General features: G+C 56.8%; 18 protein-coding genes. 6 read left to right on the top strand and 12 right to left on the bottom strand.

The features are described from left to right. Nucleotides 1-83: 83 nt before the first annotated feature. From JJB07_RS01090 to JJB07_RS01050, 9 genes are all read right to left on the bottom strand, one after another. Nucleotides 84-1061, bottom strand: coding sequence for a dipeptide ABC transporter ATP-binding protein (locus tag JJB07_RS01090; RefSeq protein ID WP_201630397.1), 978 nt, complete (start codon nucleotides 1059-1061; stop codon nucleotides 84-86). Then, nucleotides 1058-2041 carry an ABC transporter ATP-binding protein gene (locus tag JJB07_RS01085; RefSeq protein ID WP_201630396.1) on the bottom strand — a complete coding sequence of 328 codons (984 nt, stop codon included), beginning with the start codon at nucleotides 2039-2041 and terminating at the stop codon, nucleotides 1058-1060. The genes JJB07_RS01090 and JJB07_RS01085 overlap by 4 nt, the downstream gene beginning before the upstream one ends. A 13-nt stretch (nucleotides 2042-2054) precedes the next feature. Continuing rightward, nucleotides 2055-2924: an ABC transporter permease subunit gene (locus JJB07_RS01080; RefSeq protein ID WP_201630395.1), complete on the bottom strand. Its 870-nt coding sequence runs from the start codon at nucleotides 2922-2924 to the stop codon at nucleotides 2055-2057. Between the two features lie 15 nt (nucleotides 2925-2939). After that, nucleotides 2940-3863, bottom strand: a complete 924-nt coding sequence (gene nikB, locus JJB07_RS01075) for a nickel ABC transporter permease (RefSeq protein WP_201632627.1) — start codon at nucleotides 3861-3863, stop codon at nucleotides 2940-2942. A 78-nt stretch (nucleotides 3864-3941) separates the two neighbouring features. Next, nucleotides 3942-5528: a glutathione ABC transporter substrate-binding protein gene (locus tag JJB07_RS01070; protein ID WP_201630393.1), complete on the bottom strand. Its 1587-nt coding sequence runs from the start codon at nucleotides 5526-5528 to the stop codon at nucleotides 3942-3944. Between the two features lie 32 nt (nucleotides 5529-5560). Beyond that, entirely contained in the window at nucleotides 5561-6277 is a 717-nt protein-coding gene (locus JJB07_RS01065; protein ID WP_201630392.1) for a gamma-glutamyl-gamma-aminobutyrate hydrolase family protein, read from the bottom strand. 200 nt (nucleotides 6278-6477) lie between these two features. Continuing rightward, on the bottom strand, nucleotides 6478-6750 hold the full coding sequence (locus JJB07_RS01060; protein WP_201630391.1) for an LPD28 domain-containing protein: 273 nt from the start codon (nucleotides 6748-6750) through the stop codon (nucleotides 6478-6480). A 90-nt stretch (nucleotides 6751-6840) separates the two neighbouring features. Further along, nucleotides 6841-6984 (bottom strand): hypothetical protein, encoded by a 144-nt coding sequence (locus tag JJB07_RS01055; protein ID WP_201630390.1) that lies wholly within the window; start codon nucleotides 6982-6984, stop codon nucleotides 6841-6843. A 207-nt stretch (nucleotides 6985-7191) separates the two neighbouring features. Then, nucleotides 7192-8037 (bottom strand): phosphotransferase, encoded by an 846-nt coding sequence (locus tag JJB07_RS01050; protein WP_201630389.1) that lies wholly within the window; start codon nucleotides 8035-8037, stop codon nucleotides 7192-7194. Between the two features lie 67 nt (nucleotides 8038-8104). On the opposite strand from JJB07_RS01050, the gene JJB07_RS01045 reads away from it, so the two are divergent. After that, nucleotides 8105-8674: a beta-class carbonic anhydrase gene (locus JJB07_RS01045; RefSeq protein WP_201630388.1), complete on the top strand. Its 570-nt coding sequence runs from the start codon at nucleotides 8105-8107 to the stop codon at nucleotides 8672-8674. 33 nt (nucleotides 8675-8707) lie between these two features. On the opposite strand, the gene JJB07_RS01040 is transcribed toward JJB07_RS01045, so the two are convergent. Beyond that, nucleotides 8708-9004 carry a hypothetical protein gene (locus JJB07_RS01040; protein ID WP_201632624.1) on the bottom strand — a complete coding sequence of 99 codons (297 nt, stop codon included), beginning with the start codon at nucleotides 9002-9004 and terminating at the stop codon, nucleotides 8708-8710. Nucleotides 9005-9016: 12 nt separating this feature from the next. Next, nucleotides 9017-9856 (bottom strand): helix-turn-helix domain-containing protein, encoded by an 840-nt coding sequence (locus JJB07_RS01035; protein ID WP_201630386.1) that lies wholly within the window; start codon nucleotides 9854-9856, stop codon nucleotides 9017-9019. Between the two features lie 110 nt (nucleotides 9857-9966). Between JJB07_RS01035 and JJB07_RS01030 the strand changes: the two genes are divergently transcribed. The 5 genes from JJB07_RS01030 (at nucleotide 9967) to JJB07_RS01010 (ending at nucleotide 12932) form a co-directional block, all read left to right on the top strand. Beyond that, complete coding sequence (locus JJB07_RS01030) at nucleotides 9967-11208, top strand: MDR family MFS transporter (RefSeq protein WP_201630385.1); 1242 nt, start codon at nucleotides 9967-9969, stop codon at nucleotides 11206-11208. Next, on the top strand, nucleotides 11183-11941 hold the full coding sequence (locus JJB07_RS01025; protein ID WP_201630384.1) for a DUF4931 domain-containing protein: 759 nt from the start codon (nucleotides 11183-11185) through the stop codon (nucleotides 11939-11941). The genes JJB07_RS01030 and JJB07_RS01025 overlap by 26 nt, the downstream gene beginning before the upstream one ends. Before the next feature lie 72 nt (nucleotides 11942-12013). Continuing rightward, the gene (locus JJB07_RS01020; RefSeq protein WP_201630383.1) at nucleotides 12014-12181 is read left to right on the top strand and encodes a hypothetical protein; all 168 of its coding nucleotides are present in this window, start codon (nucleotides 12014-12016) and stop codon (nucleotides 12179-12181) included. Then, on the top strand, nucleotides 12174-12710 hold the full coding sequence (locus JJB07_RS01015; protein ID WP_236587539.1) for a hypothetical protein: 537 nt from the start codon (nucleotides 12174-12176) through the stop codon (nucleotides 12708-12710). Before JJB07_RS01020 ends, JJB07_RS01015 begins: the two co-directional genes overlap by 8 nt. Before the next feature lie 72 nt (nucleotides 12711-12782). Beyond that, nucleotides 12783-12932, top strand: coding sequence for a hypothetical protein (locus JJB07_RS01010; protein ID WP_201630381.1), 150 nt, complete (start codon nucleotides 12783-12785; stop codon nucleotides 12930-12932). Between the two features lie 40 nt (nucleotides 12933-12972). On the opposite strand, the gene recQ is transcribed toward JJB07_RS01010, so the two are convergent. Next, on the bottom strand, nucleotides 12973-15117 hold the full coding sequence (gene recQ, locus JJB07_RS01005; RefSeq protein WP_201630380.1) for a DNA helicase RecQ: 2145 nt from the start codon (nucleotides 15115-15117) through the stop codon (nucleotides 12973-12975). Nucleotide 15118 lies beyond the last annotated feature (1 nt).

Here is a 15118-nt window from a genome sequence, read left to right as displayed (position 1 = left end):
GAAAAAATGATTCCTTGTATGTAACAGGGGTCTTTTTTTCAAGGAAAAAGAGCCCTGTTCCGCTTGGGCGGAGGGCTCCTTTTTTAGTACAGATGGCACGCCACTTGGTGACCGGGTGCGAGTTCTTGCAACTCGGGGCGTTTGGTATGGCAAATTTCGGTCGCATGGGGGCAACGCGGGGCGAAGGCGCACCCTTGGGGCGGGTTGGCGGGGGAGGGAACGTCGCCTTGGAGGAGGGTTCGCTCGCGTCTCTGGGTCGGGTCCGGGATGGGGACGGCGGCGAGCAGGGATTGCGTGTAGGGGTGGAGCGGTTTTTCGTAGAGGGTTTCGGCGTCTCCGATTTCAACCATGCGACCGAGGTACATGACGCCGACTCGGTCGGAGATGTGGCGGACGACGGAGAGGTCGTGGGAGATGAAGACGTAGGTGAGGCCGTAGGTGTCTTGTAAGTCTTGCAGGAGGTTGAGAATTTGCGATTGGATCGAGACGTCGAGTGCAGAAACAGGCTCGTCGGCGACGATGAGTTTCGGTTGCAACACCAAGGCGCGGGCGATGCCGATTCGCTGGCGTTGACCGCCTGAGAATTCGTGCGGGTAGCGGCGGGCTTGTTCCGCAGAAAGTCCGCAGGCCGCGAGGATTTCGGAGACGCGTCGCTCGACTTCGGCGCGGTCTGTGACGCCGTGCGCACGCAGAGGTTCGGCGAGGATGTCGGCGACGGTCATGCGCGGGTTGAGAGAAGCGTAGGGGTCTTGGAAGACCATCTGAATTTCGCGGCGTTTTTGGCGCATGGCTTCACGATTCAACTGCGCAAGGTCTACGCCGTCGAACAGGACGGTGCCGGAGGTCGGGTCGAGCAAACGCAGAAGCATCCGCCCCGTGGTGGACTTCCCGCACCCCGACTCGCCGACGATCCCGAACGTCTCGCCCCGACGCACGGAGAAGGAGACGTCGTCGACCGCTTTGACATGGCCGGTCACACGATGAAGCAGCCCGCCGCGGAGCTCGAAGTACATTTTCAGTCCACGGACGTCGAGTAAAACTTCCTTCGTACGTTCACTCACGACATCTCCCCTCCTTCCTCTTGCGCAAGCCAGCAACGGCAGGCGTGGCTCTCACTCACGGTGAGCAACTCCGGATTCTGCGAGTGGCATTTTTCTAAAGCAACCGGACAGCGCGGAGCGAAGCGACAGCCGACGGGCATCTCCGCCAGCGACGGCACATTGCCTGCAATCGAAGGCAACCGCTCCGACTTGCGATCTGCGTGCGGGATCGAGTTCAGCAACCCCACCGTATACGGATGTTTCGGTTCTGCAAAAAGCGACTCCACCGTCGCTTCCTCCACCACCTGCCCCGCATACATCACCAACACCCGATCGCACATCTCCGCCACCACGCCCAAATCGTGCGTAATCAACAAAATAGACGTCCCCGTCTCCCGCTTCAACGAGTCCATGAGATGCAGAATCTGCGCCTGAATCGTCACGTCCAACGCGGTCGTCGGCTCGTCGGCGATCAACAACTGCGGCTCGCAAACCAGCGCCATTGCGATCATCACCCGCTGTCTCATCCCGCCGCTCAACTGATGCGGGTATTCCTTCGCAATCTGCTCGGGGCGCGGGATGCCGACTTTTTTCAAAATCTCGACGGTCAGTACGCGGGCTTCGCGTTTGCTGACCTTTTTATGGAGACGAATTGCTTCATCAATCTGCTTGCCAATCGTGAACACGGGATTGAGCGACGTCATCGGCTCTTGAAAGATCATCGAAACGAGATTCCCCCGCACCTCGCGCATCTCCCGCTCGCTCAACTCCACCAAATTGCGCCCGCCAAGTTCGATTCTCCCGCCTGAGATTCGACCCGGCGGGTTCGGCAAGAGGCGCATGATCGAGAGCGACGTCACCGACTTTCCACAGCCGGACTCCCCGACGATGCCGAGCGTTTCTCCTTTTTCGAGAAAAAAGGAAACGCCCGCCACGGCGGTGACGTCGCCCCGTTCCGTTTTGAATGCAATCTCCAGGTCTGAAACTTGTAAAAGTGCCATGCTCTCCCTCCTCTCAATCGGTCAGCTTGCGGTCGAGCGCATCGCGCAGGGCGTCGCCGAGCAGGTTGAACGCCAGACACGTCACCAAGATCGCCAACCCCGGAAACATCGCGACGTGCGGGGCGGTCGTCAGGTAATCACGACCACTCGAAAGCATCGCCCCCCACTCCGGCGTCGGCGGTTGAGCGCCCATGCCGAGAAACGAAAGCGAGGCCGCAATCAAAATCGCTGACCCGATCCGCATCGTCACGTACACCAACACGACCGAAATCGTGCCGGGGAAGATATGCCGCCAGATTATCTCGCGGTCCCGAAGTCCTGTCGCACGGGCCGCTTCGATGTACGTTTTGTTTTTCAACGCAAGGGTCTCCCCCCGCACAATACGAATGATGCTTGGAATCGTAAACACCGCCACGGCGACGACGACATTCGGCAGACCAGGACCTAGGATGGCGATGATCGCAATCGCAAGCAAGATGCCCGGAAACGCAAACAGCACATCGCACGCCCGCATCACCAGCGAATCGTACTTCCCTCCGTAATACCCGGCCGTCAAACCGAAGAACATCCCGATCAACGCCCCGCCGAACACCGAGCTCAAGCCCACCGCCAGCGAGATGCGCGTCCCGTTCAACACTCTGGAAAAAATGTCACGGCCAAAATCATCCGTGCCCATCCAATGCGACCCCGAAGGTCCCTCCATCACCGCGTTGTAATCCGGCTCCGCAGGGTCAAACGGCGAAATTGAAGGTCCGATCAGCATCAGCAAAAACAAAATCACAACGACGACGAGCGCCACCATCCCCATCCGCTGGCGACTGAACTTTCGCACAAACCGCTTCCACGGGGAGTTTCCAGCCTTGCCTTGCGAGACTTGCGACATGTCCTCTCCCCCTTTCTAGCGATCCAGTCGAATTTGCGGATTGAGCACCGCGTAGAGCACATCGACCGCCAAATTGATGACCATAAATTCCAGTGCAAACAGCAACATCTCCGCTTGAATCACGGGATAATCGCGAAAGTTCACGGCGTCGATGAGCAGACGACCCATGCCGGGCCAAGTGAACACCGCTTCCACGACCACCGACCCGCCGAGCAGGAACCCGAACTGCAAGCCGGTCATCGTGACGACGGGAATCAACGCGTTGCGCAAGGCGTGCGACCAGACCACGACGCTCTCCCGCGCCCCTTTGGCCCTCGCCGTGCGCACATAATCTTCGCGCAACGTTTCCAAAAGCGAGTTCCGCGTGAACCGCGCAATCACCGCCGCGACCCCCGACCCAAGCGTAATGGCGGGCAAGATCACGTACTTAAAACCGCCTGCCCCGCCCGAAGGCAGCCAGCCAAGCTTCACGGCGAACAACTCGATCAGCAACAGCCCGAGCCAAAACGAAGGCATCGAAATCCCCGTCACCGACCCGAACATCGCGAGGTTGTCCGCCCACTTGCCGCGTTTCGTCGCCGCGACGACGCCAAGCAGAAGACCTGCCGCCATCGCCCAGATCATCGACCAAAACGCCAATTCAAGCGTCGGCCAGAACCGTTCCGAGATCATCTGAAAAACCGGCTGGTGCGTCCGATACGACATTCCGAAGTCCCCTTGCACAGCGCGGGAGAAAAACAACCAGAACTGCTTCCAGATCGGAAGGTCGAGACCGATCGACGACCGCACATTCTCGACGTCTTGAAGCGACGCTTCCGGCCCTGCGATCAACCGCGCCGGGTCGCCGGGAATCAGATGCAAGAACATGAAGATCACCACGGCCACCACGAGCAAAATCGGCACCATCCCAAGCAACCGCCTGCCGACATACACGAGCACGTCCATCCCTCCTCCTTTGGAAAAAAAGGTCCAAGGGCCTCACGTCCTTGGACCTCTTTTTTCAAGATGTGCTTCCTCTTACTTGAACTCTGCGTGCGTCAAATCGAGCGCACCGTCGGGCAGGACGAACGCGCCGGAGACGTTTTTGCGCTTGCCTGCGAGGTTGTCCGATACGTAGAGGAACAGCCACGGGGCATCGTCGTTGATGACTTTTTGCGCGTCTGCGTAGGCGGCGAGACGCTCGTCTTTGTTGCCGGTGGAGAGTCCGGTGGAGATGTCTTTTTCCACTTGGTCGTTGACGTAGTAGCCGACGTTGTAGCCCGCCGGCGGGAACAGGTCTTTGGTGAGGAGCGGACGAAGACCCCAGTCTGCTTCTCCCGTGGACGGTGACCAGCCTCCGGAGTAGGTCAGCATTTTCGACTCTTCCGGTTTGACGTACATTTGGTTGGAAAGCGTGCCCGATTCCATTTGCTGGACGTTGGCGTTGACGCCGATTTGTTTCCATTGCTGTTGGATAAATTCTGCGACTTTGGCGGATTCGGAAGCGTTGGCGGTCCAGATCGTGGTGTCGAAGCCGTTCGCGTAGCCCGCGTCGGCGAGGAGTTTTTTGGCTTTGTCGAGGTCGAAGTTGTACGGGGTTTGTTCCTTGTAGCCCCAGACGTTCGGTGCGATGGCGGATTTGGCGGGTTGTGCATAGCCGTTGGCGACGACTTTGATCAGCGCGTCTTTGTTGACGGCGTAGTTGAGCGCTTGGCGAACGCGCTTGTCGTCGAACGGTTTTTTCGTCGTGTTGAACGCCACGTAGCGCTCGACGATGGACGGCGTTTGGTCGAGGGCGATGCTGTCGTCGCCTTTGACCGCTGCCGCTTGGTCGGGAGGGAACGGGTACACGTATTGGGCGTCGCCCGCTTTGAGCATCGAGACGCGGGAAGACGCTTCGGTGACCGGTTTGAAGACGATGGTTTCGAGCTTCGCGAGGTTGTTTTTGTCATGGTAGTCGGCGAATTTCTTGACGGTGACGTGGTCGGCGTCTTTCCATTCGACGAATTGGTACGGGCCGGTGCCGACCGGATGGCGTTGGACGTCTTTGCCGAAGTCCTTGATCGCTTTCGGGGAGATCATCATGGCGGCGGGGTGGGCAAACGTTTCGACGATGGCGGCGAACGGTTTGTTCAGCACGATTTTGACCGTGTAGGGGTCGAGAACTTCGGTGTGGTCGACGGTGGCGAACAGCGAGGCGCGTTTGAGTTTGTTGTTGGGGTCCTTGACGCGGTCGAGGTTCGCTTTGACCGCTTCGGCGTTGAAGTCGGTACCGTCTTGGAATTTGATGCCCTGTTTGAGTTTGAACGTCACTTCCTTGGCATCGGCAGACAGAGTCGGCATGCCGTCGGCGAGGACGGGGATGACTTTCATGTCTTTGTCAAAGCCGAGCAAGCCTTCGTACATCGTTTTCATGATCGAAAAAGAGAGCGTGTCCTGCGCGTCTTGCGGGTCCATCGTCGTCGGGTTGGCCGCTTGGGCGACGGTGAGGTCGGTACGTTTTTTCTCATTGGATGTGCTGGAGCCGGGGTCGCTTGTGGTCGTGGACGTCGAGCAACCGGTGAGGACGACGCTTGCGGCGAGCAGGCCGGTCAGCGCGAGTTTGACAGCTTGTTTGGAAGTCATACGTTTGGTTCCCCCTTTTTCTTTCTCTACAATCAGCGGCGGCATTGGTCCACGAAGTCTTGGAACAGGCGCAGCATGTTGTCATCGGTGGCCCACATCGATTCCGGGTGCCATTGCACGCCGACGGTGTAGGTGGAATTCGGGTCTTCAACAGCCTCGATGACGCCGTCCGAAGCGGTCGCCGTCACGACGAGACCTCGTGCAAGATCGCGTATGGCTTGGTGATGGAACGAGTTGACGCGAACTTTGGTGCTGTCGAACACTTGGTGGAGGCGGCTGCCTTCAGAGACATGAACCCAGTGCGAATCGACGCCGCGGGCGGCTTTTTGCAGATGTTGCAGGGCGTGCGGGAGTTCGCTGGGCAGGTCTTGGTAGAGGGTGCCGCCGAGGGCGACGTTCAGCACTTGGGCACCACGGCAGATGCCGAGCAGTGGCTTGTCCAAGTTGCGAACATAGCGAATCGCTTCGACTTCGACGCGGTCGCGATGCTTGAGGGTCGGGCCGAGTTGTTGATGCGGTTCGGCGCCGTAGTGAGCAGGATCAACGTCTTCCCCGCCGGTAAAAATCACGCCGTCACAGAAATCGAGCGTGCGTTGGAACAGTTCCGGCTCGGTCAGCGGGAGCACGAGCGGCAGACCGCCGCACTTTTCAATGCCTCGGTAGTAGTCTTGGTGAACGTACACGCCTTCGCTCAGTTCGTTGAGTTTGACCAAGGTGCTGGTTATGCCGATAATCGGTCTCACGTACATCACCTCTCAAAGTGATAAATAATATAAATGATTTAATTAATTTGATTGATACTATGATTCGAGGTGACTTACTCTTCTCCTTCTTGTTTGCGTGTTTTCTAGATTGTAGTCTGGACAGTCTACTTCTAGAACTAAAAAAGCCCCCCGAACGCAGAGGCGGACGGGGGGCTTTTTGGCAGGGACGTTTTTGTAAAAACGGGCTATTCGACGAGGCCGAACGCTTTGGCGATTTTGAGGCCGAGGTCTTCGGTTAGGGAGTGGAAGTCGCCGTTGTTGAACTCGATTTCTTCGTCGGCGATCATCGTGCCCCAGAAGTCTTGGGTGACTTGAGTTTCGAGTTTGATCGGGAGGTAGGTGCGTTCGTCGTCGTGTTGGATTTCGTAGTAGAACTTGTCGAGGTCACGGTCGTCCTCTTCGATGCGGTCGCGGGTGAATTGGACGCGGACGCCTTTGAATTTCGTGGTTTTGATCATGGGCGGGTAGGCTCCTCTCTGGTATTCAGTATGTACAGAAAATCCCTGCGGCGCAGGTGCGGCACAGGGATTTTTTCGCAGACGAATGTATTAGATCAAGTGAGTAACGAATGCCAGAGCGCCGAGAGCCATCGCTACGATCAGCAACGGGAAGAGCACTACGTCTGCCATCGTGGCATTGATCGGATCATTGTTGGTGCGTTTCGGGTTCGGGTTCATCGGAATGTGTGCCATGTCTTGCGCAACCCCCTCTCTCAAATCTCTCATCTATAAATTGTAAGGGAATCCCCTGATAAGAGCAAGGGATTTCCCCCAGTTGAGGCAAGGGAAATTTACGTAAAAAAAGAACCGCAGCCACAGGGCGCGGTTATACGATGGAAAAGTGCTGGGCTCCATCCACAGAAGCTCTCTCTTATCTTACATTTGTGAGTAACAGGAGAGTTACAAATTATAAATGAGGTTGGTTTCGAGGAAGGCCCGGACTCGATCGTGTTCGACTTGGGGGAGTTTTTCACTGAGACGGGCGGCGGCGCTGACGATCTTCCAGGGGAGGAGGTCGGCGGGGCTGGTGTGGGTGAGTTCGTGGTAGTGGGCGAGATACGCGTCATGGATGGTTTGGCGCATGGCTTCGATGACGGGGTTGCCCTCCAGACCCGGCGGGAGTGCGGCAAGCGTTAGCAGCAAGGAACTGCGGGCCACGTCGGCAAGCGGGTGACCGATTGTCGCCGTCGTCCAGTCGATCACCACAGGGCCGCGAGTTTGAGTCAGCAAGATGTTCTCCGGATGAAAGTCGCCGTGCAAGAGCGCCTGTTCATCAGGCAAGCTCGCAAGCACATCGAGCACGCGAGATCGAACGTCTTCGGACAGGCTCTCGGCACGCGAGATTTCGTCTTGTAAGCGGACACGCATGGAGGGCAAAGGACTCGCTTCTTGTTTCGCTGCGTCCAATCCTTGTACTCCACGCAAGGTCTTGCCTTGCATCTTCACATGCAACTCCGCCTGAACTTCCCCAATTCGCTCCGGCGACCATCCGATCTGCAACGCGCCGAGCAACGTCGAACCCTCCACTCGCTCGTACACGATCCCTTCCCGACCTTCCACATGTACGCGCTCCCGCACATCGGGAGCGTCAACCCCCGTTTCCCGAACCGCACGGGCCACGCGAAACTCGTGGTCCACCCATTCCTTCGGAAACCCTGTGCGATAGAGTTTGAGAATCAACCCTTCTCCCCACGCATATACTTCCGCAGTACGACCTTGTCCAAGCAAAACATCAAGACTTGACACACCCACATACCTCCTATGGTACAATGATGGAGAAAATTGCTTATCAAGTGAAGGAGTGGAGTAACCCATGACAATCCTCCAAGACATCCTAACTTACAACCAAGAATTCGTTGACAACAAAGAGTACGAAAAGTACCAAACAGACAAATTCCCTAACAAAAAACTCGTCATCCTCTCCTGCATGGACACCCGTCTCACGGAGATGCTCCCGCGCGCGCTCAACCTGCGCAACGGAGATGCCAAGATCATCAAAAACGCCGGCGGTATCCTCACCTCCCCGTTTGGCGGCATCATGCGCTCGATCATCGTCGCGCTGTACGAACTCGGCGCGCAGGAAGTCTGCGTCATCGGGCACCACGGCTGCGGCATGGCTTCCATCAATCCGTCGCAAACGATTGAAAAAATGAAATCGCGCGGCGTCGACGAGAAAACCTTCGACGTCCTCGACTATTCCGGACTCGATCTGGAAAAATGGCTGCACGGCTTTGCCAACGTCGAAGAGTCGGTTCGCGGCTCCGTCGAAGTCGTCCGCAACCACCCGCTGCTCCCGAAAAACACCCCGGTCCACGGTCTGGTCATCGACCCGGAAACCGGCAAGCTCGACCTCGTCGTCGACGGGTACGCAGAGCTCGCGTAGTACAAGCAGACCTCCCGCGCGGAGGTCTTTTTTTTACAACAACGCCGCTGCCCACCCGATGAATACGTCAAGCGCCGTCTCCACGTCGGGATGCAACTCTTCCCGCTCCGTCACAAACTCGGGAAACTCCGTGATCCGATTGCGACGCACCCGCACCGCAGCGTCCTCCACGATTTTGATCTCCAAAAACTCCTGCACAGGGTCGTCCTCCCCCGCGCTGTTCTCCAGAAATTCATACGTCCGCACCCATTCCAACACGCGAACTTCATTCGGACGCAGGTGAATGACTTGATCCAACGACATGATCGTCTCGTTTCCATAGTAATGCAAGGAACTCATGGCTCAACTTCCCCTCTTCTGTCGGCGATATTCGGTCGGACTCATCCCGTACTTCTGTTTGAACGCCCGCTCCATACTGCTTAAACTGCCATACCCCACGTCAAAACAAACGGTGGTTACATCGAGCTCCGTCTCGGCAAGCAAACCCTCCGCCCGCTCCAACCGCACCTCGGCGAGATACTGCCCCGGCGTTCGGCCAATCACCGTCCGAAACAGTCTCAGCAAATGGTACTTGCTAAGCCCCGCTTCTTCCGCAAGACCATCCAGTGAGAGGTCTGTTGAAGCATGGGTGTCATGAATCAACGCCAAGACCCGTCCGATTGCAGGATGATGCTGAGCTTCGGGGTTCGCATTCCAATACGCGGTGTGCGTTCCGGGTTGCGCCGAGAGCAAGACCTGTGCCAGTTCAAGCTCGACCTCCTGCGTTTCCACATCGAACGGGCCCGCCATCGAGACTTTCATGAGCCGCTCCGCCAGTTTTCGAAAGGCATCGTTCGGCCCTTCGCTCCACGGCGCAAACTCAAGCGACGTCGGAAGGTGGTGCAGTCGGTCTTGCAACACGTCTTCCAAAAAACGCTGCTTGAAGTTGATCAGCAACAACCGCGACGCACCCTCTCCGGCAAAATGCCGATGCAACTCCCCCGGAGCGGTGATGAAACGCCCGTAATCCGGCAATTTCGCGACTTTCGGCGCATCGCCGTGTTCCAACAACGGCACCCCGATCAGCGGGATGGAGATCTGAAATTCATCTCCGTGCCCGTGCAACTTCGGGTCTGAGCCATGCGGGTCAAACTGGGTGAGCATGATCTTGCTGCGCCCCAGCTCCAAGTTCAGATATCTCACGCCCTCACCCTCCACTCGGCAAAAATTGCGGTGCCCGGCAAGCAACCCTTGCCAAGCCACCTCTCCGGTTCCTCTCTACAATTAAGATTATAAGAGAGGAGTGGAAGCGAATGGAAGGAAAACTTTCGTCGTTGCATCCGGTTGCGTGGTTGGTGGTGGTCGGGACGTTTTTGTCACGGGGCGTGTATTTCATGACGATCCCGTTTTTGGCGATTTATTTGCATGATGTACAAGGGTTGGAAGCGAGTTCGGTAGGCGCGATTCTCGGCGCGGGGCTGTTGGTCGGGACGGTGAGTTCGTTTGTCGGCGGGTGGTTGTCAGACCGCTGGGGACGGTTTCCAGTGATGGTCGGGTCGGTGTTGGCGATGGTGTTGGTCTTCGTGGGGTTTGCGTTGGCGACGGAGACCTGGGTGTTTCTGGTCTGCTCGATGCTCAACGGACTTTTTCGGAACTTGTTTGAGCCGGCGGCGAGGGCGTTGCTCGCCGATGTGACGCCGCAGGAGCAACACCTGCGCGTTTTTTCCGTGCGCTACTTTGCGATCAATCTCGGGGCGTCGCTGGGGCCGTTGGTGGGTGTGTACGCCGGAAGCACGGTGAGCACGACTCCTTTTACCATGACGGCGGGGGTGTATTTGCTCTATGGGACTCTCATTTCGTGTGCTATGATAGGAAAAAAGCAGTCCGTTCGTCCTGCGGCACAAGACCTGCCGAAAAAAGTGACGGTGCGCGAGGCGTTGCGAGTTGTGTTGCGCGACCGCGTGTTTCGGAACTTGTTGATCGGGCAGGCGTTTGTCTGCACGGCGTACTCGCATCTGGATTCGACGCTCGGGCAGTATCTGGGCGTCTCGCCCGACTTCTCGAACGGGGTGCAATGGTTTTCGTATCTGCTGGTCGCCAACGCCGTCGGGGTGTTGGTCCTGCAAGCGCCCGTGAGCAAGTGGGCGTCGCGCTTCTCGCCGATGCGGGCGGTGACGCTTGGCGGAGTGAGTTTTGTGCTGAGCCTCGTGTGTTTCGGGGTGTTTCAGTCGCTTTGGCTGTTGATTTTCGGAATGTTGTTGTTCACCGTGGGCGAGATTCTGTGTTTTGTCGTATCGGAAGTCGCCGTAGCGGACTTGGCGCCGGAGGGTTTGCGCGGCGTGTACTTCGGGGCGACCGGGTTGCAGTTTCTTGGACAGAGCCTCGGACCGTGGGCCGGCGGGTTGTTGCTAGATGGATTCGGGTATGACCACGGAGCCGTGGTGTTTGGCATCTTGGCAGGGTTGACCCTGCTGGCGTTGCCGTTCTACAGGGCCGGCGAGAAATCGTTGAGAAAAGGTGATCTTGAACATGAACCATACACATCTACACTTTGATTCGATGCTCGGGAGACAGAAACCGAACAGCATCATGAACCGCACGACGGCCTGTCCGTTTTGCGACCGTGACTCTCTGGAGGATGTGATCGCGGAGCAAGACTCGATCATCCTGCTCAAGAACAAGTTCCCCGTGTTGCGGGACACGCTGCAGACGGTGCTGATCGAGACCGACCAGTGCGAGTCGGACCTGTGGCAGTACGACCGTGAGCATCTGCACAAGCTGATTCGGTTTGGCGTGGAGCAGTGGGAAGCGATGGAAGCGACCGGCGAGTTTCGCTCGGTGATTTTTTATAAAAACCACGGCCCCCTCTCCGGCGGTTCGATTCGCCACCCGCACATGCAGATCGTCGGGTTGAAGCATCTGGACTACCGCACGCATGTGACGTGGGAGCAGTTTGAGGGCTTGGTGATTGACCAGCAGCCGGGCGTTGAGCTGAACGTCTCCACGAAACCGCGTGTCGGGTTCTTCGAGTGGAACGTGATCTTGCGAGATCGCAGTCAGATGGACAGTTGGGCGGACTACATCCAGATGACGGTCGACTACGTGATGAACCATTTTAACAAAAACTGCAATTCCTACAACCTGTTCTTCTACGAACTGGACGGCACCCTGCTCTGCAAAATCGTCCCCCGTTTCCCGACCACCCCGCTGTTCGTCGGGTACTCGATCCCCCATGTGTCGGAGAACATCGTGGATCACGTGAAGTTGATGCAGGAGAGGTATTTGTAAGAGGAAAGACCGGGGAGGTATACCCGGTCTTTTTATGTTAAAATGGACGTACATGAAAAGGGGGCGGTTGCAGTGTCATCCAAGGAATTTCTACCCTTGCAAGTAACGGGTGAGCTTGCAGAGTTCTTTCGTCAAGACCTGTCTCGACCCGCCACACGTGAAGTTGAAGTCATTCGGAACTTGCTGAAGTCTCGCGAATTACGGGCCATGGAAGTGAGGACGCAAGATGAACATGAATAGCTTTGTATGGGAAGTCTTGGACCGTGACAAACACGATGTCCAAGGCTTTTCTTCTGGTTATGAGGAGTTTGATGAATACTTGCGCAGAGATGCCGTTCTTGACCAAGCCGGCGGACTTTCGCAGACTCGGGTCCTTTGCAAGGGTCGAGTGGTGGTGGCCTATTACAGTTCCAAATGCTCAAAGCTGGAGATCAACGAGACAGAGCGAATGAAAATCGGGTCAAAGGATCAGAGCGTACCAGCCGTAGAGATCCCCATGCTGGCAGTGGATCATCGTTTTCAAAGAAATCGCGTGGGAACAGAAGTTTTGACCGAAATCATTTTGCGCACTGTTTACCTCTCTCAATTCCTAGGGTGCAGGTATTTGTTTTTGCGTGCCGTAAAAGCGGATTGGTTGATTCAGTGGTACAGGAAGTTTGAATTCGTTCCGATTCAGTTCGAAGTTGTAGACGAGTATACTCAGCCCATGTCGTTCAAGTTGCCGACGGTTCGAGAGTTATCGCAAGAAGAGTTTGAAGATCTCTTCTAGTTTGTGTTTCCCCGTTCTTTTTTGATCAAACTGATCGTAAGAAATACGAATCAGTGATCAGGGAGGACTTGCATGAAAAAGCCTTCTGAACCGAAGTATGTAGCCGCAGGACCCCTAGCAAAAAAGCTTCTGGAAGATATCATGAAACCCGCAACCAAGGAAATCGAAGTCATCCGTAAACTCCTTGCTGAGCGGAAGCGGAATCGAGAAGAGAACGAATGAAAAAAGGAGGGTCAGATCATGCTGACCGCTCCTTTTTTTGTTACAACGTCCGTTTGCAAATCACCGCTTTGATCGCGAAGTAGTCCACTTCCTCGGGGAGGGCGTCCTTCAGGGGGCGGAGTTTTTCGGCGCCGAGGTCTTCGATGGCGGTGTGGATGAGAGGTTCATGCTCGGCGGAGACGATGCGCGTCCAGTCGATTTCGTGGCCTTCGGTGACGGCGCGGATGATGTGGTCTTGGACGGTTTGGGCTTTGAGATTGCGTTCCGTACAGATGGCATCCACGTCGAGACCCGCTTGGAAGAGATCGTAGGTGATCATGTGACTCGGGGTCTCGTCGGAGGCTGAAGCAGTGCCGGAGCCTGAGCCTGATGACGACGTCTCTCCCCCACCGCCCGCAGACGGTTGGAACCCTTTTTCCCTCGCATACGCTTGCAGCAGTTCGAGGAAGAGCTCCCCGTACTTTGCGACTTTCGCTTCCCCGACGCCTTTGATCCGTCTCAGCGAGGGCTCGTCCGTCGGGCAGGTGTCTGCCATCTCGCGCAACGTGCTGTCCGCGAAGATGATGTACGGCGGGACTTTCTCGTGCTGCGAGATCTCCTTGCGCAAATTCCGCAGGCGTTCGAACAGCGTGTCGTCTCGCTGGTACACCGTCTCGCGCACCGGCTGCACGCGTTGGAAGACTTGCTCTTGCCCCTGCAACACGAGCACCGCTTTGGGCTCCAACCGCACGACCGGGTACTGCCCTTCGCTGAGCGCCAAGTACCCCTCGGCGGTCAGGACGTGGATGAGGTCGGAGATTTCCTTTTCCTTGTACTGTTTCATCAGGCCGTACGTCGGCAGTTCGTCGAAGTTGAACTGCTTGACCTTTTTGTTCGCCGACCCTTTCAAAACCTGTGCAACCAACGCCGCGCCGAACCGCTCGCGCATCCGACGAATGCAGGAAAAAATCATCTGCGCCTCCCGCGTCATATCCCGCAACTCGCGATCGTCGCGGCAGTTCGAACAAATTCCGCACGGCTCGGGAATTTCGTCTTCGAAGTACTCCAAGATCGCATTGCGCAGACATTGCGTCGTGTGGCAGAAGTCGATCATGCTCTGGAGTTTTTTGTACTCCCCCGCTTTGCGCTCCGGGGACGAAACCGACTGCTCGATCAGGAACTTCTGCAATTGCACGTCCTGCGCATGGTAGAGCAAGATACACTCCGACGGCTCCCCGTCACGGCCCGCACGACCGGCCTCTTGGTAGTAGGACTCCATGTTCTTCGGCATGTTCACGTGCAACACATAGCGCACGTTCGATTTGTCGATCCCCATCCCGAACGCATTGGTCGCCACCATGATCCGCACGTCGTCGTACAGGAACTGGTCTTGCCACTTCGATTTCTCCTCGTCGGTCAGCCCCGCATGGTACTTCCCGACTGCAAATCCCGATGCAGTCAACGTCTCATAGAGCTGATCCACTTCCTTGCGCGTCGCGGCATAGATGACACCGGATTGGTCGCGATTGCGTCGCAGGTAGTCGAGCGTGAAGTCCCGCTTGTTCTCGCCGCGCAAGATTGCAAACCGCAAGTTCTCCCGATTAAACCCCGTGACAAAAACATCGCTGCCCGCAATCCCCAGCAACCTCGTAATGTCGCGCGTAACTTCCGGCGTCGCCGTCGCCGTAAACGCCGTCACACGCGGACGCTCCGGCAACAAATCCAAAATCTTCGGCACCGCCAAATAACTCGGTCGGAAATCATGACCCCATTGCGAAATACAGTGCGCCTCGTCGATGGCGAGCATCGAAACGGGCAACATCTGCAATTCCGAGCGGAACCGTTCCGTATCCAGTCGCTCCGGTGCGACGTAGAGCAGTTTGTAAGCGCCCGAACGCGCGGCGCGCAGGGTGTTGTCAGCTTCGGCTTGGGAGAGGGACGAGTTGATGTAGGCGGCAGGGATTCCGATGCTGTGCAGAGCATCGACTTGGTCTTTCATGAGGGAGATGAGGGGGGAGATGACGAGGGTGATTCCGTCGAAGCACAGCGCCGGGATCTGGTAGCAGATCGACTTCCCGCCGCCGGTCGGCATGATGCCGAGCGTGTCGTGGCCTGTCAAAATGTTGTCGATGATCGACTCCTGTCCTTTGCGGAAGGAATCATAGCCGTAGTATTTCTTCAGTAGCTCTGTTGCGTGTTGTAGCAAC

This window comes from Tumebacillus amylolyticus, from assembly GCF_016722965.1.
Lineage (GTDB): Bacteria > Bacillota > Bacilli > Tumebacillales > Tumebacillaceae > Tumebacillus > Tumebacillus amylolyticus.
This window is presented reverse-complemented; position numbering and strand designations above follow the sequence as displayed.

Coding starts and splice junctions, on each gene's coding strand:
- JJB07_RS01085 (WP_201630396.1), bottom strand. CDS start 2,041: ATGGCACTTTTACAAGTTTCAGACCTGGAGATTGCATTCAAAACGGAA.
- JJB07_RS01080 (WP_201630395.1), bottom strand. CDS start 2,924: ATGTCGCAAGTCTCGCAAGGCAAGGCTGGAAACTCCCCGTGGAAGCGG.
- JJB07_RS01070 (WP_201630393.1), bottom strand. CDS start 5,528: ATGACTTCCAAACAAGCTGTCAAACTCGCGCTGACCGGCCTGCTCGCC.
- JJB07_RS01065 (WP_201630392.1), bottom strand. CDS start 6,277: ATGTACGTGAGACCGATTATCGGCATAACCAGCACCTTGGTCAAACTC.
- JJB07_RS01060 (WP_201630391.1), bottom strand. CDS start 6,750: ATGATCAAAACCACGAAATTCAAAGGCGTCCGCGTCCAATTCACCCGC.
- JJB07_RS01055 (WP_201630390.1), bottom strand. CDS start 6,984: ATGGCACACATTCCGATGAACCCGAACCCGAAACGCACCAACAATGAT.
- JJB07_RS01045 (WP_201630388.1), top strand. CDS start 8,105: ATGACAATCCTCCAAGACATCCTAACTTACAACCAAGAATTCGTTGAC.
- JJB07_RS01030 (WP_201630385.1), top strand. CDS start 9,967: ATGGAAGGAAAACTTTCGTCGTTGCATCCGGTTGCGTGGTTGGTGGTG.
- JJB07_RS01025 (WP_201630384.1), top strand. CDS start 11,183: ATGAACCATACACATCTACACTTTGATTCGATGCTCGGGAGACAGAAA.
- JJB07_RS01015 (WP_236587539.1), top strand. CDS start 12,174: ATGAATAGCTTTGTATGGGAAGTCTTGGACCGTGACAAACACGATGTC.
- JJB07_RS01010 (WP_201630381.1), top strand. CDS start 12,783: ATGAAAAAGCCTTCTGAACCGAAGTATGTAGCCGCAGGACCCCTAGCA.